Annotated in this window: 16 protein-coding genes; 13 read left to right on the top strand and 3 right to left on the bottom strand. The window is 71.1% G+C overall.

Annotation, left to right across the window (positions count from 1 at the left end; translation table 11 throughout):
• On the top strand, nucleotides 1-831 hold the full coding sequence (locus tag ACZ5EF_RS20395) for an alpha/beta hydrolase fold domain-containing protein (RefSeq protein WP_346060740.1): 831 nt from the start codon (nucleotides 1-3) through the stop codon (nucleotides 829-831).
• Nucleotides 832-988: 157 nt separating this feature from the next.
• Here ACZ5EF_RS20395 and ACZ5EF_RS20390 read toward each other — a convergent pair whose 3' ends face one another.
• Complete coding sequence (locus ACZ5EF_RS20390) at nucleotides 989-1,963, bottom strand: GlxA family transcriptional regulator (RefSeq protein ID WP_346060741.1); 975 nt, start codon at nucleotides 1,961-1,963, stop codon at nucleotides 989-991.
• A 211-nt stretch (nucleotides 1,964-2,174) separates the two neighbouring features.
• Between ACZ5EF_RS20390 and ACZ5EF_RS20385 the strand changes: the two genes are divergently transcribed.
• From ACZ5EF_RS20385 to ACZ5EF_RS20375, 3 genes are all read left to right on the top strand, one after another.
• Nucleotides 2,175-3,575, top strand: coding sequence for a BCCT family transporter (locus ACZ5EF_RS20385; protein WP_346060742.1), 1,401 nt, complete (start codon nucleotides 2,175-2,177; stop codon nucleotides 3,573-3,575).
• 65 nt (nucleotides 3,576-3,640) lie between these two features.
• Complete coding sequence (locus tag ACZ5EF_RS20380; RefSeq protein WP_346060743.1) at nucleotides 3,641-4,624, top strand: GlxA family transcriptional regulator; 984 nt, start codon at nucleotides 3,641-3,643, stop codon at nucleotides 4,622-4,624.
• Between the two features lie 233 nt (nucleotides 4,625-4,857).
• Nucleotides 4,858-6,093, top strand: a complete 1,236-nt coding sequence (locus ACZ5EF_RS20375) for a TauD/TfdA family dioxygenase (RefSeq protein WP_346060744.1) — start codon at nucleotides 4,858-4,860, stop codon at nucleotides 6,091-6,093.
• 456 nt (nucleotides 6,094-6,549) lie between these two features.
• On the opposite strand, the gene ACZ5EF_RS20370 is transcribed toward ACZ5EF_RS20375, so the two are convergent.
• The gene (locus ACZ5EF_RS20370; protein ID WP_346060745.1) at nucleotides 6,550-7,557 is read right to left on the bottom strand and encodes a GlxA family transcriptional regulator; all 1,008 of its coding nucleotides are present in this window, start codon (nucleotides 7,555-7,557) and stop codon (nucleotides 6,550-6,552) included.
• Between the two features lie 113 nt (nucleotides 7,558-7,670).
• On the opposite strand from ACZ5EF_RS20370, the gene tmpA reads away from it, so the two are divergent.
• The 9 genes from tmpA (at nucleotide 7,671) to ACZ5EF_RS20325 (ending at nucleotide 16,773) form a co-directional block, all read left to right on the top strand.
• Nucleotides 7,671-8,783: a 2-trimethylaminoethylphosphonate dioxygenase gene (gene tmpA, locus ACZ5EF_RS20365; RefSeq protein WP_346060746.1), complete on the top strand. Its 1,113-nt coding sequence runs from the start codon at nucleotides 7,671-7,673 to the stop codon at nucleotides 8,781-8,783.
• A complete protein-coding gene (locus ACZ5EF_RS20360; RefSeq protein WP_346060747.1) occupies nucleotides 8,780-9,376 on the top strand; it encodes an HD domain-containing protein in 597 nt (198 codons plus the stop codon). Before tmpA ends, ACZ5EF_RS20360 begins: the two co-directional genes overlap by 4 nt.
• Nucleotides 9,373-10,968: a 5-guanidino-2-oxopentanoate decarboxylase gene (locus tag ACZ5EF_RS20355; RefSeq protein ID WP_346060748.1), complete on the top strand. Its 1,596-nt coding sequence runs from the start codon at nucleotides 9,373-9,375 to the stop codon at nucleotides 10,966-10,968. Before ACZ5EF_RS20360 ends, ACZ5EF_RS20355 begins: the two co-directional genes overlap by 4 nt.
• Before the next feature lie 16 nt (nucleotides 10,969-10,984).
• Entirely contained in the window at nucleotides 10,985-12,211 is a 1,227-nt protein-coding gene (locus ACZ5EF_RS20350; RefSeq protein WP_346060749.1) for a pyridoxal phosphate-dependent aminotransferase, read from the top strand.
• Nucleotides 12,208-13,005 carry an amino acid ABC transporter ATP-binding protein gene (locus ACZ5EF_RS20345; RefSeq protein WP_346060750.1) on the top strand — a complete coding sequence of 266 codons (798 nt, stop codon included), beginning with the start codon at nucleotides 12,208-12,210 and terminating at the stop codon, nucleotides 13,003-13,005. The genes ACZ5EF_RS20350 and ACZ5EF_RS20345 overlap by 4 nt, the downstream gene beginning before the upstream one ends.
• Nucleotides 13,006-13,038: 33 nt before the next feature.
• Nucleotides 13,039-13,812 (top strand): transporter substrate-binding domain-containing protein, encoded by a 774-nt coding sequence (locus ACZ5EF_RS20340; RefSeq protein ID WP_346060751.1) that lies wholly within the window; start codon nucleotides 13,039-13,041, stop codon nucleotides 13,810-13,812.
• 75 nt (nucleotides 13,813-13,887) lie between these two features.
• Nucleotides 13,888-14,595, top strand: a complete 708-nt coding sequence (locus tag ACZ5EF_RS20335) for an ABC transporter permease (RefSeq protein ID WP_346060752.1) — start codon at nucleotides 13,888-13,890, stop codon at nucleotides 14,593-14,595.
• Between the two features lies 1 nt (nucleotide 14,596).
• Nucleotides 14,597-15,322: an ABC transporter permease gene (locus ACZ5EF_RS20330; protein WP_346060753.1), complete on the top strand. Its 726-nt coding sequence runs from the start codon at nucleotides 14,597-14,599 to the stop codon at nucleotides 15,320-15,322.
• Nucleotides 15,323-15,336: 14 nt separating this feature from the next.
• Nucleotides 15,337-16,773 (top strand): aldehyde dehydrogenase family protein, encoded by a 1,437-nt coding sequence (locus ACZ5EF_RS20325; RefSeq protein WP_346060754.1) that lies wholly within the window; start codon nucleotides 15,337-15,339, stop codon nucleotides 16,771-16,773.
• Here ACZ5EF_RS20325 and ACZ5EF_RS20320 read toward each other — a convergent pair.
• Nucleotides 16,770-18,824, bottom strand: a complete 2,055-nt coding sequence (locus tag ACZ5EF_RS20320; protein WP_346060755.1) for a prolyl oligopeptidase family serine peptidase — start codon at nucleotides 18,822-18,824, stop codon at nucleotides 16,770-16,772. The genes ACZ5EF_RS20325 and ACZ5EF_RS20320 overlap by 4 nt on opposite strands.
• Between the last annotated feature and the right edge of the window lie 20 nt (nucleotides 18,825-18,844).

Below are 18,844 nucleotides of genomic sequence, written 5' to 3'. Positions count from 1 at the left end.
ATGGAGATCGCGGCCTTTATCCGCTGCTTCGCCGACGGCCTGAGCGATCTGGAGGGCGTGCCACCGGCGGTGGCACGCCCTCGCTATGAGGCCCTCTGCGCCGGCTTCGCCCCCGCCGATCCGCCGGGCCTGCGGGTGATGGACGAACGCCTGGCCGGCGTGGCGATCCGCCGCTTCACGCCGCGACGCTGCCTGCCCGGGTCGGTGCTTTTCGTGCACGGCGGCGGCTGGAGCCTGGGCTCGGTGACGAGCCACCACGGGGTGGCGGCGAGCCTCGCCGCGCAGCTGGACCGCGAGGTTATCAGCGTCGACTATCGCCTGGCCCCGGAGGCGGACTATGCCACCATGCTCGCCGACTGCCGAACGGTGGCCGAGGCCATCGCCCCGCAGGCCCTGGTGGGCGACAGCGCCGGGGGACGGCTGGTACTCGACCTGGCCTGGGAGCCGACGAGCCCAGCATGGCCCCTGGGGCTGATCTATCCCCCGGTGGGCAGCCCCGACACGGTCGCGCTGGGCCCGGATGCGCCATTGCTCTCCCGGGACGAGATCCTCACCCTGTGGCGAGCGATCGCCCCCGCCCTGCCCCCCGTCCCCGAGACGCCCCCCTCCCAACGGATCGAAGTGCTGGCGGTGGAACACGATCCCCTTACCCGCCCCCTGGAAGCCGCCGTGGCCGAGTGGCGACGCCGAGGGGCTCGAGTCGGCTATCGCCGCGCCCCGGGGATGGTCCATGGCGCCCTCCACGCCCAGGCTCACCTGGCCCCCATGGGCGAGGCCTGGCGCGACTTCTGCCGGGCCCTGGCCGGGCGTCTGGCAGCCCCGCGCCCCTAGCTTGGCGATGCCAGGAGGCTGTCGGGCTTGACCGATTGTGACGAGAGTCACGGATTTCGAGTCAAATTGTTCGATCGATTGAGGCGAATAGCGCGCTATTTAACGAAATGGATCGAATGACGTTGGCCGAAAGCCCGGGATTCGCAGTAAATCAGCGTTAAGTTCGGCAGCCTCCTAACCGTACCCACCGCGGCGAGACGCCGAACTGGCCGCGAAAGGCCCGGGAGAAGCTGGAGCTGGAGGTGAAGCCGCAGGCCAGGCCCACCGAGAGGATATCCAGCTGGGTATCCTCGAGGAGCTGGCGGGCCCGGGTCAGCCGCAGCCTGAGGTACCAGTGGCGCGGCGAGCTGTTGAGTTCCTGCTCGAAGAGGCGCTGCAGCTGGCGCGGCGAGACGCCGCTGCGGTGGGCGATCTCCGCCAGTGACAGCGGCTCCTCCAGGTGGCGTTCCATCAGCGCCACCGCCTCGATCAGGCGGCGTTTATGGGTGCCCAGCCGCCGCGCCAGGGACATGCGCTGCTGATCGCCACGACTGCGGATGCGGTCATGGATCAACTGCTCCGAGACCGCCACCGCCAGGGCGCTACCGTGACGATGACCGATTGCCGCCAGGGCCATGTCCATGGCGGCGGCCCCGCCGGCACAGGAGAAGCGCCGCGGCCCCAGTTCGAAGAGTTCGTCGGAGGTGGCAATAGTGGGAAAGCGTTCGCGGAAGGCGGGCAGGCTCTCCCAGTGCAGGGTGACCCGCGCCCCCTCCAGGAGCCCCGCCGCCGCCAGCAGGAAACCACCGGTATCCAGCCCTCCCAACACGCAACCGCCACGGTCGAGGCGGTGCAGCCAGCGAATCAGCGAGCGGCTCAACTGGGCCTCCGGTGAGAAGCCACTGCATACCGCCAGGCAGGGCAGCGACGCCACTTCATCGATGGCGTGATCCACCATCAGGGTCATGCCGTTGGAGGCGGAGACCGGCTGGCCATCGGCGCTGATCAGACACCAGGCATAGAGGGCCCGGTCGGCGACACGGTTGGCGATGCGCAGCGGCTCCACCGCGGCGAAGAAGGCCATCATCGAGAAGCCGGGCACCAGCAAAAAGCCGATGCGCTCCGGGGTCGTACCATCATGCTCGAGTCGCATGGCTGCCGCCTCCCGCGCCGATTCAGGACACCATGCCGGCAGTCTCGCTCGGCCCCGTCTGCGGCCCTTGCCGCAATGCGACGCCAGACAGACGCCTTCGGCCCTGCGGATGGCGTCGATTTCCCTTCGCCTGGCGCCAAGTCCATCGACGCCCCCCGGCCTAGGCTGGCATGACCTACCACCTCAATAACAACAGTGGAATCGACCCGCCATGAAACAGGACTATCTGACCAGCGTCGCCTCGGTGCTGACGGTGGGCGCCCTGATCGGCGCCATCGTGCTCTTCCCGGGGCAGTTCGAACAGGCCCTGACCCTGGCCAAGACCCAGGTGATCGGCAACTTCGGCTTCCTCTTCACCTACCCCGCCTTCGCCGCCTCGCTGTTCTTCCTGGTGGCCGCCGTCACCCCCCTGGGCCGGCTGCGCTTCGGCGAGGGGCCGCCGGAGTTCTCCACCCCCAGCTGGCTGGGCATGCTGTTCTCCACCGGCATGGGCATCGCCCTGCTGACCTGGGGCGTCAGCGAGCCCCGCTACCATGTGGAGGCGGGAATGAGCTCCCATGAGGCGCTGCTAACCGCCCTCAACCACTGGGGCCTGCTGGCCTGGGTGGGCTACCTGGGGGTGGGGGTGATGTTCGCCCACGCCCTCTACAACCTGCGCATCGCCAAGCCCGCCGAGCAGCTGCTGGGCAACGGCTTCCTCAGCCGCCTCAACCTGGTCAGCCTGGTGGTGGCCACGGTGATCGGCCTGGCGCTGACCTTCGCCTACGCCAGCACGCCGCTGCGCCAGGCGCTGGCCGACGGCCTCGGCCTGGAGGTGAGCAACGCGGCGATGATCCTGACCCTGGCCGGTTTCGCCATCCTCTCCTCCGCCTCGGGGCTCAAGCGCGGCATCAAGTGGCTGAGCAACTACAACAGCGTCTTCGCCCTGGGGCTGATGCTGGCGGTCTTCCTGCTCACCCAGCCCGGGGAGATCCTCGCCCAGTTCGCCCGCCTGCTGCCGGAGTACCTGCTGCGCTACCCGGCCATGGCCACCGATATCGGCCTCGGCGACCCGGAGCGCAAGGCCTGGCTGGCCGACTGGCTCTATGCCTTCGAGGCCTCCTGGTACGGCTGGTTTATCTTCACCGGGGTCTTTATCGCGCGCATCTCCAAGGGCCGCAGCCTGCGCGAGCTGGTACTGGGCATCCTGGTCGTACCCAGCCTGCTCACCGGCTTCTGGTTCGTCACCTTCGGCCTGGCCGGCCTCGAGGCCGGCGCCGAGGACGTCTTCCAACTGGTGCGCGATATCGACACCAGCGGGCTGCTGTCGCTGGTGCTGCTGCTCAATATCCTGCTGTTCTTCGTCACCAGCGCCGATTCGGCGGGCCTGGTCTGCGAGATGCTGACCGCCCGGCGCACGCGGATCTTCTGGATCCTGGCCATGGCCGGCCTGGCCATCGTGATCGGCGGGCTGGGCGGCGACGTCTACCGGGTGATCCTGACCCTGATCTCGGTCTCGGCGATTCCCGTGGCACTCGGCATCTTCGCCCTGACCGGCGCCTTCCTGCTGCGTCTCAAGCGAGACCGGGCCGCCATGCCCGAGACACGCGGCGGTGGCTCGGAGCCGGCGTAGCCCAGGGTTTGCAGACAGCGCCGGGGCTCCCATAATGGGGGCCCCGAACCGACGCCCGCCCCCTGATGCGACTCCACTATGCCGGCCCCGAGCCGGAACCCATCGGTATCCTGCTGCTGCCGCGCTTCGCCATGGTGGCGCTCTTCTCCGCCATCGAGCCGCTGCGGATCGCCAATCGCATGGCGGGCCGCGAGCTGTTCCGCTGGCGGCTGATCGGCCTGGACGGTGCCCCGGTGATGGCCAGCAACGGCATGTCCCTGGAGGTCGAGCTGGCCCTGGAGCAGGCCCCGGACTTTCCCAGCCTGGCGGTCTGCGCCAGCTTCGCCCCCGAGGCGGCCCTGACCCCGGCCCTGCTGGGCTGGCTGCGCGAGCGGGCGGCCCGAGGCGGCGTGCTGGGCGGCATGGACACCGGCTGCGTGGCGCTGGCCGCGGCGGGACTGCTCGACGACCAGACCGTGACCCTGCACTGGGAGAGCCTGCCCGACTTCCGCCGCCGCTTCCCGCGGGTCGACGCCGTGGAGTCCCTCTACGAAGTGGACGCCCGGGGCTTCTCCTGCGCCGGCGGCAGCGCCGCCATCGACATGGCCCTGGACCTGGTGCGACGCCGCCACGGCGAGGCCCTGGCGGCCCGGGTCAATGCCCAGCTGGTGCATGCCCGGGGGCGCCTGCCCGCCAGCCGCCAGCGCCCCGCGGTACCGCCCCATCTGCCCCTGGAGCTGCGCCGCGCCATCGGCCTGATGGAGGCCAACCTGGAGTCGCCCCTGGCCATCGCCGACCTCGCCCGGCGCCTGGCACTCTCCTGGCGCGGCCTGGAGCGGCTCTTCCTGCGCTACCTGGAGCGCTCCCCCCGGGATCACTACCTGGGACTGCGCCTGGATCACGCCCATGGCCTGCTGCTGGAGACCTCCCACCGGGTGCTGGAGATCGCCCAGGCCTGTGGCTTCGCCTCCGCCTCCAGCTTTACCCGCGCCTTTCGCCAGCGCCACGGCCTCACCCCGAGCCAGCTGCGGCGCCAACAGGATCGGGCCTGGCTATCGAATGGCGCTTAAGCCGGGCTGTCGAGTGGTGCTCAGGCGAAGCTGTGGAATGGTGCTCGGTGGGCTGTCGAGTGGTGCTCGGACCAAACTGTCGAATGGTGCTTAAGCCGGGCTGTCGAGTGGTGCTCAGGCGAAGCTGTCGAATGGTGCATAGTCGGCGTCGAATGGCGCCGCTTCCGCCGGCGCCGCCACGGGCAAGCTAGGCCTCTCGACCCAACGCTCGCCCTATCCCAGGAGAGGCCATTATGAATTCGCTGTCGTCCCCGACGCTGCCGCTTACCCCGGACTACGACGCCTGGCCCATCGAGGCCGAGATCCGCTCCGTCGCCCACGACGCCCGGGTGGTCACCCTGGGCTGGAGCGACGGTCGCACCAGCCGCTATCACGGCATCTGGCTGCGCGAGAACGCCGCCGACGAGAGCACCGTCAATCCCGCCACCCGGGAGCGCATCCTCGACCTCTCCACCCTGCCCGCCTGGCCGGAGATCGCCGCCGCCGAGGTGGACGCCGCCGGCGCCCTCTGCGTCACCTTCGCCCCCGAGGCGCGCGGACTGCGCTTCCATCCCGGCTGGCTGCGCGCCCATGACTACGACAACGGCGCCACCCAGGAGGGCCCCTTGGTGCCGGTAACGACCTGGCTGGGCGGCCCCGAGGCCATCCCCGACAGCCTCGACGCCAGCGGCCTGCTCGACGCCGAGCCGGCCAGCGAGGCCGAGGAGGCGATCCTCGCCCCGGCCCTGGAGAGCGTGCTCGGCAAGGGGCTGGTGCGCCTGCGCGGCCTGCCCACCGCGCCGGGCTCCCTGGCCGAGATCGCCGCGCGCATCGGCCCGCTGCGGGCCACCAACTTCGGCACCCTCTTCGACGTGCGCGCCAAGCCCGACCCGGACTCCAACGCCTATACCTCCATCGCCCTGCCGCCCCATGTGGACCTGCCCACCCGGGAGTACCAGCCGGGGCTGCAGCTGCTGCACTGCCTGGAGAACGACGTGGCGGGGGGCCAGGCGGTGATGCTCGACGGCTTCGCCGTGGCCGAGGCGCTACGCGACCGCCATCCCGAGGCCTTCGCCACCCTGACCCGCCAGCGCTGGTGCTTCGCCAATACCGCCCGCACCACCGATCATGTCTGGCATGCCCCCATGATCGGCCTGGACGAGCGCGGCGAGTTGCAGGAAGTACGTATCGCCGACTTCCTGCGTGGCCCGCTGCAGGCGCCCTTCGCGGCGGTGGAGCCCGCCTATGCGGCGCTGATGGCGCTGCAGGCCCTGCTCCATGAGCCGCAGTTCGCCCTGCGCTTCGACTATGCCCCGGGGGACCTGGTGATCTTCGACAACCGCCGGCTGCTGCACGCCCGGGACGCCTTCGCCGGGGGCGGCGGCCAGCGCTGGCTGCAGGGCTGCTACCTGGAACGGGACGAAGTGCGCTCCCGCTACCGGATGATCCAGCGCGCCCGGCGCCGGCAACGGACCGGCAAGGTCGGGTGATCTAGAGGGAGCCCCGCTCGGCGGTGGTACTCGGGGCCTCGTCCGAGAATCGCGCGCCCCGGCGCCGGCCAGGGCTCGGCAAGGTCGGAGATCTAGAGGGAGCCGCGCTCGGCGGTGGTACTCGGGGCCTCGTCCGAGAATCGCGCGCCCCGGCGCCGGCCAGGGCTCGGCAAGGTCGGTGATCTAGAGGGAGCCGCGCTCGGTGGTGGTACTCGGGGCCTCGTCCGAGAATCGCGCGCCCCGGCGCCGGCCAGGGCTCGGCAAGGTCGGAGATCTAGAGGGAGCCGCGCTCGGCGGTGGTACTCGGGGCCTCGTCCGAGAATCGCGCGCCCCGGCGCCGGCCAGGGCTCGGCAAGGTCGGAGATCTAGAGGGAGCCGCGCTCGGCGGTGGTACTCGGGGCCTCGTCCGAGAATCGCGCGCCCCGGCGCCGGCCAGGGCTCGGCAAGGTCGGAGATCTAGAGGGAGCCGCGCTCGGCGGTGGTACTCGGGGCCTCGTTGAAGCGGCGCCGATAGGCCCGCGAGAAGTGCGCCGGCTGGGTAAAGCCGGCGGCCAGAGCCGCCTCGGTGACCCGGCAGCGGCTATCGGCGAGGATGCGCCGCGCCTGGTCGAGGCGCAGGCCCAGGTAGCACTGCTTGGGGCTCTCGCCGAAATGGGCCATGAACAGCCGCGTCAGCTGGCGCTGGGACTGGCCCACCAGGCGACACACCTCGGGAATTGGCAGCGCCTGGGCCAGGTTGGCCTCCATCACCGCCAGGGCCCGCACCACGCTGCGCGGCAGCTCTTCGTAGAGATGGCGCTGCGCCAGGGAGGCCTCGCCCCGGGCCCGCTGGTGGACCAGTTGGCGCCCCACCGCATTGGCCAGGGCCGGCCCATAGGCCCGCTCGATCCAGTCCAGCATCATGTCGATGCTGGCCGAGCCCCCGGAGCCGGTCAGGCGCTCGCTACCGAACTCGTAGCGGGCCTGGCTGATGGCCAGGTGGGGAAACTCCTGGCGAAAGGCCGGCACGCTCTCCCAGTGCAAGGCCACCCGATGCCCCTCCAGCACCCCCGCCCGGGCGAGGATAAAGGGTGCCGTATCCAGCCCCCCCAGCCAGCCGCCATGGGCGGCGATGCGCCTCAGCACGGCCCGCTCCGCCGCCCCCACCGTCAGCTCCGCTTCATAGGAGGAGACCACGATCAGGCCGGCATCGTCGGCCAGGGTCTCGAGCGGGCCATCCACGTCGATACGCACCCCGTTGCTGGCCACCACCGCCTGGCCGGTGGCGGAGCGCAACCGCCAGGCGAAGAGGTTGCGCCCGAAGCGATTGGCCACCCGCAGCGGCTCCAGCAGGCAGAACAGGGTCAGCATCGAGAACTTGGGCACCAGCCAGACATCCAGGGTGTGCTCGGCCTCCTCGGGGGTAAGCAGAGGCGGCGAGTCGGGACGCGGATAGGGCCATTCGTCGGGATAGGGTTCCATCATGGCCAATAAGTTCAAGGATATGGCCAATTTAATCAAGTCCAGGGGCGAAACCACGGATAAGGTAGTAAGCACTCACGCCAATGCCAGTGACCGAATCTTGTGGAGACGCCGTCATGACCCACGTCAGGCTCCGGGCCCAGGGCCAACGCCTGGTACTCGACCATCGGGACCAATCGCGGGAGTTCACCGCCCTGTGGCTGCGCGAACGCAGCCCCGATCCCCAGACCCGGGACCCACGCACCGGCCAGCGCCTGATCGAGGCCGCCGAGCTGCCCCTGGACCTGCGCCTCGAGGCCGCCGACGTCAGCGGGGCCGCCCTGGCGCTGCGCTTTGCCGATGGTCACCGCTGCGAGGTGCCGCTGGAGGAGCTGCTCGAGGTGCCCATCGATCCGCCCCGGCGGCTCTGGGACGCCGCCGGCGCCCCTACCCCCCAGGCCGACTTCGCCGCCGCCCTGCAGGACGACGGCGCCCTGCTGGCGCTGCTGGAGGCGCTGCACCGTGACGGCTTCGTGCTGGTCTCCGGGGTCCCCGCCAAGGAGGACGGCATGCGCCCGCTGATCGACCGCATCGGCCCGCTGCGGCGCACCAACTGGGGCGGCATCGCCGACGTCAAGTCGGTGGCCGATGCCTACGACCTGACCATGACCCAGCGCGGCCTGGAGCCGCACACCGACAACCCCTACCGGGATCCCATCCCCGGCTATATCTGGCTGCACTGCCTGACCAATGCCGCCGAGGGCGGCGACAACACCCTGGTGGACGGCTATATGGCGGCGCGCCGGCTGCGCGAGCGCGACCCCGTGGCCTTCGACTGCCTGACCCGGGTGCGCCCGGGCTTCCGCTACCGGGACGACACCACCCACCTGGAGAGCGAGGGGCCGCTGATCGAGCTGGATAGCCAGGGCGAGCCGGTGCGGGTGCGCTACTCCAACCGCACCGAGCGGGTGCCGGCCCTGGCCCCCGAAACGCTGGACACCTACTACGCCGCCCGCCGCGCCTTCTATGAGCTGATCACCGGCGACGAGCTGACCCTGCACCTCAAGCTGGCGCCGGGGCAGATGCTGATCATGGACAACTACCGGCTGTTCCATGGCCGGCGCGCCTATCAGCTGGCCGGCGGCGTGCGCCACCTGCGCCAGGGCTATGTGGATCGCGACAGCACCGCCAGCCGCCGCCGGGTATTGCGCCGCCAGGCCGAGCCCCATGCCCAAGGAGAGCCCGCATGACCCAGGCCCATTTCCGCCACTTCGGCGAGGCCCAGCGCGACGACTGGGCGCTGATCGACGCCCGCTTCCGCGACTATGTGGCCGATGCGCCGCGGCGGGTGCTGGCCCACCTGCACAACCTGGCCGGGGACACCCACGGCTACCCGGTGGACCGCTACGAGCACTGCCTGCAGACCGCCACCCGAGCGCTGCGCGACGGCGCCGATGAGGAGATGGTGGTCTGCGCCCTGCTCCACGATATCGGCGATGACCTGGCCCCGGCCAACCACGCCGAGATCGCCGCGGCCATCCTCGAGCCCTTTATCGACCCCCTCAATGCCTGGATGATTCGTCACCACGAACTCTTCCAGGGCTACCACTATCGCCACTACTTCGGCCTCGATCGCCACGCCCGGGAAGCGTACCGGGATCACCCCGCCTATGCGCGCACCGTGCGCTTCTGCGACGACTGGGACCAGACCAGCTTCGATCCCGACTACGACACCCTGCCGCTGAGTCACTTCCTGCCCATGGTGGAGCGGGTCCTGGGGCGCCCGCCCTTCGGTGGCCTGCCCGACCCGGTATCCCCGGCCGACGAGGAGACCTCGCGATGAACCAGACCTGTGCCAGCTATTTATTGCGGCTCCTAGAGGCTTACGGAATCGATACCGCCTTCGGGATTCCCGGGGTGCATACCATCGAGCTCTACCGTAGCCTGGGCGACAGCGCCATCCGCCACATCACCCCGCGCCACGAGCAGGGCGCCGGCTTCATGGCCGACGGCTATGCCCGGGCCAGCGGCAAGCCCGCCGCCTGCTTTATCATTACCGGCCCCGGCATGACCAATATCGCCACCGCCATGGGGCAGGCCCTGGCCGACTCCATCCCCATGCTGGTGATCTCCAGCGTCAACCGTCGCGATACCCTGGGTCGCGGGCAGGGCCGGCTCCACGAGCTGCCCGGCCAGCGCGAGACCCTGGCCGGGGTCAGCGTCTTCAGCCACACCCTGCTCGACCCGGCGGCGCTGCCGGAGGTGCTGGGGCGGGCCTTCGCGATCTTCCAGGGCGCCCGCCCGGGGCCGGTGCATATCGAGATCCCCCTGGACCTGCTGGCCGCGCCCCTGGAGGCCCCGGCGCCGCGCCCGCTGCGGGTCTACCCGCCGGCGGCCCCGGCGGCGGCCATCGCCCAGGCCGCCGACTGGCTGGCCGGCGCCGAGCGCCCCCTGCTGCTGCTGGGCGGCGGCTGTGCCGATGCCCCCCAGGCGTCCCGCGCCCTGGTGGAGCGCCTCCAGGCACCGGTGCTGACCACCATCAACGCCAAGGGGGTGCTGGGTCAGGATCACCCCCTGGACCTGGGCGCCACCGCCAGCCTGCCCGCCGCGCGCCGCCTGGCCGCCGAGGCGGATGTGGTGCTGGCGCTGGGTACCGAGCTGGGCGAGACCGACTATGACCTGGTGTTCGACGATGGTTTTCGCCTCGACGGGCGGCTGATCCGGGTGGATATCGACCCCCAACAGCTGGCCCGCAACCAGGCCGCCGACCTGGCCCTGCTGGCCGACGTGGGCCAGGTGATGCACGACCTGGCCGAGGCCCTGCCGGCGCGCGCCGAGGATGGCCGCGCCGCGGCGGTGCGCGATGCCCTGGCCCTCGAGGCGGACCCGGAGCTCGCCCCCTATGTGCCCCTCTATGCCACCCTGCGGGCGGCGCTGCCCGAGGCGATCCTGGTGGGCGACTCCACCGGGCCGGTCTATGCCGGCAACTTCCTCGCCTCGCTGCCGGCACCGCGGCGCTGGTTCAATGCCGCCACCGGCTACGGCACCCTGGGCTACGGCCTGCCGGCGGCCCTGGGCGCCGCCCTGGCCTGCCCGGAGCGGCCGGTGGTCGCCCTGGTGGGCGACGGCGGCCTGCAGTTCGTGCTCGGCGAGCTGGCCACCGCCCGCGACCTGGGCCAGGCGGTGGCGGTGGTGATCTGGAACAACCAAGGCTACGACGAGATTCGCCGCTATATGGCCATGCACGAGGTGCCTCGGCTCGGCGTCGACCTGGCGCCGCCGGACTTCGCCGGCCTGGCCGCGGCCTACGCCTGTCGCTACCGGGCGGTGGGTGATCCGGCCGCCCTGGGCGAGGCCCTGGGCCGGCTCGACGAGGCGGCCTCGCCGCTGCTGATCGAGGTCGATGCCGCGGCCTGGATGGCCACTACTCACTGAGCGAGGACGATCCGATATGCGCTACTCCCAACTGACCGACCGCATCGCCGGCGAAGGGGCCGCGGCCTGGGATATCCACTACCGCGCCCTGGCCCGCCAGGCCGCCGGCGAGGAGATCACCGTGCTCTCGGTGGGCGATCCCGACTTCGCCACCCCGGCGCCCATCGTCGAGAGCGCCGTGGCCAGCCTGCGCGGCGGCGCCACCCACTACTCGGACGTCCAGGGCAAGCTGGCGCTGCGCCAGGCCATCGCCGACGACTACCGGCACCGGGGCATCGCCGCGGGCCCCGACAACGTCATCGTCATGGCCGGCGCCCAGTGCGGCCTCTACGCCGCCGCCCAGTGCCTGCTCGATCCCGGCGACGAGGTGCTGGTGCCCGAGCCCAGCTATGTCACCTACGAGGCGGTGCTGCGCGCCACCGGCGCCGAGCTGGTGCAGGTGCCCCTCGACGGCGAGGCGGCGTTCCGCCTCGACCCGGCGGCCCTGGAGGCGGCCATCACCCCGCGCACCCGGGCCATCCTGCTCAACAGCCCCCATAACCCCACCGGCCAGCTGATCGACGCCGAGACCTGGGCGGCGATCGCCGCCCTGTGCCAGCGTCACGACCTCTGGCTGATCTCCGACGAGGTCTATGCCGAGCTGATCTTCGAGGGCGAGCATCTCTGCCCCGCCGGCCTGCCGGAGATGGCCGAGCGCTGCGTGGTGATCAGCAGCCTCTCCAAGTCCCACGCCATGACCGGCTGGCGCCTGGGCTGGGTGCTGGGTCCCGAGGCGCTGATCGGGCACCTGACCCACCTGGCGCTGTGCATGCTCTACGGCTGCCCCGACTTTATCCAGGACGCCGCCTGCGACGCCCTGACCGCGCCGCCCGTCGAGCTGCAGGCGATGCGCGAGGCCTATCGGGGGCGCCGCGACGCCGCCTGCGCGGCCCTGGCCGAGAGCCCGGCGGTGACGGCGATCCGCCCCCCGGCGGGAATGTTCCTGATGGTGGATATCCGCGCCACCGGCCTCTCTTCCCAGGCCTTCGCCGACCGCCTGCTCGACGAGGAGGGCATCTCGGTGCTCTCCGGCGAGGCCTTCGGCCCCTCGGCAGCGGGCTTCGTGCGCCTCAGCCTGACCGTGGAGGCCGAGCGACTCGCCGCCGCCTGCCGCCGCCTGGCGGCCTGCGCGGAGCGCGCCCGCGATGCCGGCGCCCCGCATCCCCTGTCACCCACCGCGGCCCCGGAGGCCGATTGCCTATGACATCATCACTCGAGCTTCCCCTCCGTCCCCGGGCCACCACCGCCGATGCGGTGGTGGCCGACCACCTGATCAAGCGCTATGGCGATCTGGAGGTGCTCAAGGGCGTCTCCCTGAGCGTCCCCGAAGGCACCGTCACCTCGATCATCGGCGCCAGCGGCTCCGGCAAGAGCACCCTGCTGCGCTGCATGAACCTGCTGGAACGCCCCGACCGCGGCGAACTGGCGATTGCGGATGAGGCGATTCGCTTCGCCCGCAATCCCCAGGGCGACATCACCGGCCTGGATCGGCGCCAGCTGCAGCGGCTGCGCGCCAAGGTGACCATGGTCTTCCAGCAGTTCAATCTCTGGCCCCACCTCAGCGTGCTGGGCAACGTCATCGAGGCCCCCATGCGGGTCAAGGGGCTCTCCCGCAGGCGCGCCACCGCCCTCGGCGAGAACTACCTGGAGCGGGTCGGCATGGCCGACAAGCGCGACGCCTACCCCGCCTTCCTCTCCGGCGGCCAGCAGCAGCGGGTGGCCATCGCCCGTGCCCTGGCCATGGAGCCGCGCCTGCTGCTCTTCGACGAGCCCACCTCGGCGCTCGACCCGGAGCGGGTCAACGAGGTGCTGGGGGTGATCCGCGGCCTGGCCGACGAGGGCCGCACCATGCTGCTGGTCACCCACGAGATGCACTTCGCCCGCGAGGTCTCCGACCAGCTGGTCTACCTCGACCAGGGGCGCATCGCCGTCTCCGGGTGCCCGCAAGACGTCTTCGAGGATCCCCGCTGCCGCCACTTCGTGGCGCCCGCGGCCTGAACGCTCCGCTAACCATAACGACAGGAGAAGACCATGAAATTCCCCCTGATGATCGCCACCGCCGCCGCCACCCTGAGCCTGGGTATCACCGCCCAGGCCGACGCTCCCCTCAAGGTGGGCATCTCCGGCGAGCCCTACCCGCCCTTCACCTACCGCGCCGCCAGCGGCGACTGGACCGGCTTCGAGGTGGAGTTGGCCCACCGCCTCTGTGAGGCCATGGGTCGCGACTGCGAGGTCGCCCCCACCGGCTGGAGCGGCATCATTCCCTCCCTCAATGCCGGGCGCATCGACATGATCATGAACTCCATGTCGATCACCGAGCAGCGCCAGCGGGTCATCGACTTCACCCGCCCCTACTACTTCACCCCCGGCGCCTATGTGGCCGCCGAGGAGCGGGAACTCGCCATCCCCGGCGGCCTGGACGGCCTGATCATGGGGGTGCAGAGCGCCACCACCAACGCCACCTATGCGCGTCGCGAGCTGCGCGACAGCGGCGTGGATATCCGCCTCTATGATCAGGCGGAGCAGGTCAACAACGACCTGCTGGCCGGGCGCCTGGACCTGGTCCTCGCCGACGAGATCGCCATGCTGCAGTTCCTCGAGCGGGACGAGGCGGCGAACTTCGAGATCAAGGCCACCGCGCCCCGCCACGAGGCCTATGGCGAGGGCATCGGCATCGGCCTGCGCCAGGACGACGATGACCTGCGCGAGGCCCTGAACGCGGCCATCGCCGCGGTCATCGAGGACGGCACCTGCGGCGAACTCTCCGAGCAGTTCCTGGGCACCGACGTCTGCGTCTACGACTGAGCCCCAAGCCAGTCGTCTCCCCCGGCGCCAGCCGCGCCGGGGCGCTTCGTTACGTGACCTAGAGAAGGTTCCATCATGACTTCGATGACACCGGAGGGACTCGGCGACTGGGCCGGCCCCATCCTGGCCGGGGCCCTAACCACGGTGCAGATCGCCGTGCTGGCCTACGCCATCGGCCTGCTACTGGGGTTGCTGGGGGCCGGCGCCCGACTCAGCCCCTGGGCGCCCCTGCGCGGCCTGGCCACCGCCTACTCCACCCTGATCCGCGCGGTCCCCGAGCTGCTGCTGATCATCCTGCTCTACTATGCCGGCGCCCAGGCCCTGGACGCCCTGCTGGCCCGGCTCGGCATGGCCGGCGCCGTGCAGATCACCGGCTTCTCCACCGCCGTGGGCGTACTGGCCTTCGTCCAGGGTGCCTATATGACCGAGGTGTTCCGCGCCGCCATCCTGGCCATTCCCCGGGGCCAGCTGGAGGCCGCCGACGCCTACGGCTTCTCGCGCTGGACGCGCTTCCACCGCATCGTGCTGCCGGGGATGCTGCCCAATGCCCTGCCGGGCATGTCCAATCTCTGGCTGATCCTGATCAAGGACACCGCCCTGATCAGCGTGATCGGCTTCAACGAGCTGTTCTTCACCATCCAGCAGGCCGCCGCCAGCAGCCGCGCCTATTTCCTCTTCTATGCCGCCGCCGGCGTCATCTACCTACTGATGACCCTGACCTCCACGGCGCTCTTCGCCCGCCTCGAGCGCCACGTGCGCCGCGGCCAACCCACGGAGGCCTGAGATGGACTTTTCCTGGCTGAGCGACCCCTTCTACCAGGCCTACCTGTGGGAGGGCTTCGTCAATACCCTGTGGCTGCTGCTGGTCTCGGCGCTGGGCGGCCTGATCCTCGCCGTGGCGGTGGCCCTGGCCCGGCTGCGTGGCCCGCGCCCCCTGGCCTGGCTGGCCTGGGCCTTTACCACCGTGATTCGCGGCACCCCGCTGCTGGTGCAGCTGTTTTTCTTCTACTACGGGGTGGGCCGGCTGCTGGAGGGGGTCCCGGGCATCCGCGACAGCCTCTTCTGGCCGCTGCTGCGCGACCCCTTCTTCTTCGGCGCCCTGACCTTCATCCTCAGCGTCGGCGCCTACTCCGGCGAGGTGATCCGCGGCGCCATGCAGAGCGTGCCCCGGGGCGAGCTGGAGGCCGGCCGCGCCTTCGGCCTCTCCGGCTTCCAGGTGCTCTATCGGCTCTGGCTGCCCCGGGCCATCCAGCTCTGCCTGCCGACCCTGACCGGCGAGATGATCCTGCTGCTCAAATCGGTACCGCTGGTCTCCACCATCGCCCTGATGGACCTGCTGCAGGCGGCCAATATCATTCGCGACGAGACCTTCCTGGTCTACGAGCCGCTGCTGCTGATCGCCGGCATCTACCTGGCCACCACCATCGTGCTGACCCTGGTGCTGCGCCTGGTGGAGCTGAATTTTCCCGGCATGCGCCCGACCCGGCGCCGCTGGCTACCCATTCGCTGAGCGAGGAGAGGCCGATGCACGCCCTGACCGAGCAATTCATCGATAATGCCTGGGTGGCCAGCCACGCCGAAGCGCGCCATCCCCTCATCGATCCCTATCGCGGCACGCCGATCGGCGAGGTGACCGCGGGGGATCCCGCCGACGTAGAGGCGGCGGTGGCCGCCGCCCGCCGGGCCCTGCCCGGCTGGCGGGCTACCCCCGAGGCCCGCCGCGGCGACCACCTGGAAGCCATCGCCGCGGGGCTCGAGACGCGCCGCGAGGCGCTGGCCGCGCTGTCGAGCCGCAACAACGGCAAGCCGCTCGCCGAGGCGCACCAGGACCTGGATGACGCCATCGCCTGCTACCGCTACTACGCCGCCCGGGCCCGCGTCCTGGGCGAGCGCCAGGGGCAGCGCGACGACGGCGGTATCGACGGCCTGACGGCGCGGCGCTACTGGGAGCCCATCGGCGTGGTGGGGCTGATCACCCCCTGGAACTTCCCCCTGGTCAGCAGCGCCTGGAAACTGGCCCCGGCGCTGGCCGCCGGCTGCACGGTGGTGTTCAAGCCCTCCGAGGTCACCCCGCTGCCGGAGCGGGCCCTGGCGGAGATCGTCCTGGAAGCGGGCCTGCCCCCGGGGGTGGTCAACCTGCTGCATGGCGACGGCCCGGGCATCGGCGCGCCGCTGAGCCGCCACCCGGGCGTCGACAAGCTCTCCTTCACCGGCAGCAACCCGGTGGGCGAGACGGTGATGCGGGCCGCCGCCCGCGGGGTGCGGCCGGTCTCCCTGGAGCTGGGTGGCAAGTCGCCGATCCTGGTCACCGAGGACGCCGACCTGGCCCAGGCCCGGGACCTGGTGATGGCCGGCATCTGCTACAACGCCGGCCAGATGTGCTCGGCCACCAGCCGGCTGCTGGTCCACGAGCGCCTGGCGGATGCCCTCTATGCGGCCATCGACGCGGCCATGGGCACCCTGCGCCTGGGCGACCCCCTGGCCACGGAGACCGATATGGGCCCCCTGGTCAACGCCGCCCAGCGCGACCGGGTGCGGGGCTATCTGGCCCTGGCCGAGGGGCTGCATAGCGAGACCCCGGCGCTCGCTCTGCCCGAGCAGGGCTGCTTCGTGGCTCCGCGCCTCTATCGCGAGGTGCCGACCACCAGCCGGCTATGGCGGGAAGAGATCTTCGGGCCGCTGCTCTGTGCCCGGCGGGTGGCCAGCGACGAGGAAGCCATCGCACTGGCCAACGACAGCGACTACGGCCTGGCCGCCAGCGTGGTCACCGGCGACCCGACCCGGGCCGAGGCCATCGCCCGGCGCCTGGAGGCGGGTAACGTCTGGATCAACTGCGACCAGGTGGCGCCGCCCCACGCCAGTTGGGGCGGCATGAAGGGCAGCGGCATCGGCCGCGAGCTCGGCGAGGCGGGGCTCGCGGCCTATCTGGAACCCAAGCGGGTGACCCTGCCCCGGCGCTAGTCAGCGGCCAGGGTCTGCCACAGGAAGGTAAAGGCCAGGGCCTGCATCCGCGCCCGCTGGGGGTTGTCGGCGGCGCCGCCATGGCCGCCTTCGAGGTTCTCGTAATAGAGCGCCGGCTGGCCCAGCTCGCGCAGCCGCGCCAGCATCTTGCGGGCATGGCCCGGGTGGACCCGGTCGTCCCGGGTGCTGGTCATCAGCAGCGTCGGCGGGTAGGCCGCCGCCGGGTCCAGGTTGTGGTAGGGGGAGAGGTCGCGCAGGAAGGCGTCCCAGTCGTCGCCGTCCGGGTCGCCGTACTCGGCCATCCAGGAGGCGCCGGCCAGCAGCTCGTGGTAACGGCGCATATCGAGCAGCGGCACCTGGCAGACCACGGCGCCGAACAGTCGCGGGTATTTCACCAGCATATTGCCCACCAGCAGGCCGCCGTTGGAGCCGCCCTGGATGCCCAGGCGCCGCGGCGAGGTGACGCCCCGGGCGATCAGGTCCTCGGCCACGGCGGCGAAGTCCTCGAAGGCCCGGGGACGCTTCTCCTTGAGCGCCGCCTGGTGCCAGTCGGGGCCGTATTCGCCGCCACCGCGGATATTGGCCACCACATAGACCCCGCCCCGGGAGAGCCAGCCGCGCCCCACCCCGGGGCTATAGGCGGGCAGCAGCGAGACCTCGAAGCCGCCGTAGCCGTAGAGCAGGGTCGGATGCTCGCCATGGGGGGCGAGATCGCGCCGCGCCACCTGGAAATAGGGGATACGGGTACCATCGGCGCTGGTGGCGAAGTGCTGGCTGACCGCGATGCCCTCGGCCGCGAACAGCGCCGGGGCCCGCTTGAGCGGTGTGAGCGGCTCACCGACCCGGCCATGATGGAGGGTGGTGGGGGTCAGGTAGTCGCTGGCCACCAGGAACAGCTCGTCGCTCTCCTCCGCGTCCACGGCGGCGACGCTCAGGGACCCCGCCTCGGGCACCCCGGCCAGGGGCTCGCGGCGCCAGCCATCGGCCCCGGGGGTCAGCACCTCCAGGCGGTTGCGCACATGCTCCAGCACATTGAGCACCAGGTGGTGGCGGGTCCAGGTGAGGTCCGCCAGGGAGCGCCCCGCCTCGGGGGTGAAGAGCACCCGCACCTCGCGGCGGCCGGCCAGCCAGGCGTCGAGCTCGGCCACCAGCAGGCTGCCCGCCGCATGGGTGGTGCCCGCCAGGGTCCAGGGCTCGCGCAGTTCCAGGGTCAGCCACTGCCGATACAGCCCCTTGCGGGCCGAGTCGGGGACCTCCAGGCGCCGCGGCATGCCCGCCGCGTCGAGCAAGTAGAGCTCGCTGGCGTAGAAGGCCCTGGCCCGGCGGATCAGGTGGCGCTCGAAGCCGGGGGTGTCGTCGACCCCGGCGGAGACCGAGAGGTCATCGACCTCACCCTCGAAGCAGAGCGGCGCCTGGGCCAGGGGCGTGCCGCGATGCCAGCGGCGCACCTGGCGGGGGTAGCCGGAGGCGGTCAGCGAGCCCTCTCCCACCTCGGTGAAGGCATAGACGCTGTCGCCATCGATCCAGGCCAGGTCGCCCTTGGCCTCGGGGCGATGGAAGCCGTCCTCCACCCAGCGCTTCTCCACCAGGTCGAACTCCCGGGTCACGTCGGCGTCGGCCCCGCCCCGGGACAGATTCACCAGGCAGTGGCGCCAGGGCTCGCCCTCGCCACGGGGCCGCAGGCAGTGGGCGCCGTGCCACACCCAATTCTCCCCCTCGGCGGCGTTGAGGGCATCCAGGTCGATCAGCACTTCCCAGTCCGGCCGCGGCCTGGCGTACTCGGCCAGCGGGGTGCGGCGCCAGACGCCCCGGGGGTGGGCCTGGTCCTGCCAGAAGTTGTAGTAATGGGGGCCTCGGCGTACCACGAAGGGGATGCGCTCGTCGGCCTCGAGGATCGCCAGCAGGTCATCGCGCAGCGCTTCGAAGTCCGGATCACTGGCCAACCAGGCCAGGGTCTCGGCGTTGTGCTCCCGCACCCAGGCCAGGGCCGCCGGGTCGTCCACCGCCTCGAGCCAGCGGTGGGGATCATGGGGGTCTGATGACTGTGCCATTGGCGTTCTCCCGAGGGGCC

It is taken from the genome of Bisbaumannia salifodinae (assembly GCF_055388505.1).
The sequence above is the reverse complement of the archived record's forward strand: the minus strand, read 5'-3'. Positions and strand labels throughout refer to the sequence as shown.

Excerpts from the sequence above, each read along its gene's own strand:
- ACZ5EF_RS20360 (WP_346060747.1), top strand. The coding sequence starts at position 8,780 with ATGACCCAGGCCCATTTCCGCCACTTCGGCGAGGCCCAGCGCGACGAC.
- ACZ5EF_RS20390 (WP_346060741.1), bottom strand. The coding sequence starts at position 1,963 with ATGCGACTCGAGCATGATGGTACGACCCCGGAGCGCATCGGCTTTTTG.
- ACZ5EF_RS20395 (WP_346060740.1), top strand. The coding sequence starts at position 1 with ATGGAGATCGCGGCCTTTATCCGCTGCTTCGCCGACGGCCTGAGCGAT.
- tmpA (WP_346060746.1), top strand. The coding sequence starts at position 7,671 with ATGACCCACGTCAGGCTCCGGGCCCAGGGCCAACGCCTGGTACTCGAC.
- ACZ5EF_RS20330 (WP_346060753.1), top strand. The coding sequence starts at position 14,597 with ATGGACTTTTCCTGGCTGAGCGACCCCTTCTACCAGGCCTACCTGTGG.
- ACZ5EF_RS20325 (WP_346060754.1), top strand. The coding sequence starts at position 15,337 with ATGCACGCCCTGACCGAGCAATTCATCGATAATGCCTGGGTGGCCAGC.
- ACZ5EF_RS20340 (WP_346060751.1), top strand. The coding sequence starts at position 13,039 with ATGAAATTCCCCCTGATGATCGCCACCGCCGCCGCCACCCTGAGCCTG.
- ACZ5EF_RS20345 (WP_346060750.1), top strand. The coding sequence starts at position 12,208 with ATGACATCATCACTCGAGCTTCCCCTCCGTCCCCGGGCCACCACCGCC.
- ACZ5EF_RS20385 (WP_346060742.1), top strand. The coding sequence starts at position 2,175 with ATGAAACAGGACTATCTGACCAGCGTCGCCTCGGTGCTGACGGTGGGC.
- ACZ5EF_RS20370 (WP_346060745.1), bottom strand. The coding sequence starts at position 7,557 with ATGATGGAACCCTATCCCGACGAATGGCCCTATCCGCGTCCCGACTCG.
- ACZ5EF_RS20320 (WP_346060755.1), bottom strand. The coding sequence starts at position 18,824 with ATGGCACAGTCATCAGACCCCCATGATCCCCACCGCTGGCTCGAGGCG.
- ACZ5EF_RS20375 (WP_346060744.1), top strand. The coding sequence starts at position 4,858 with ATGAATTCGCTGTCGTCCCCGACGCTGCCGCTTACCCCGGACTACGAC.
- ACZ5EF_RS20380 (WP_346060743.1), top strand. The coding sequence starts at position 3,641 with ATGCGACTCCACTATGCCGGCCCCGAGCCGGAACCCATCGGTATCCTG.
- ACZ5EF_RS20350 (WP_346060749.1), top strand. The coding sequence starts at position 10,985 with ATGCGCTACTCCCAACTGACCGACCGCATCGCCGGCGAAGGGGCCGCG.
- ACZ5EF_RS20355 (WP_346060748.1), top strand. The coding sequence starts at position 9,373 with ATGAACCAGACCTGTGCCAGCTATTTATTGCGGCTCCTAGAGGCTTAC.
- ACZ5EF_RS20335 (WP_346060752.1), top strand. The coding sequence starts at position 13,888 with ATGACTTCGATGACACCGGAGGGACTCGGCGACTGGGCCGGCCCCATC.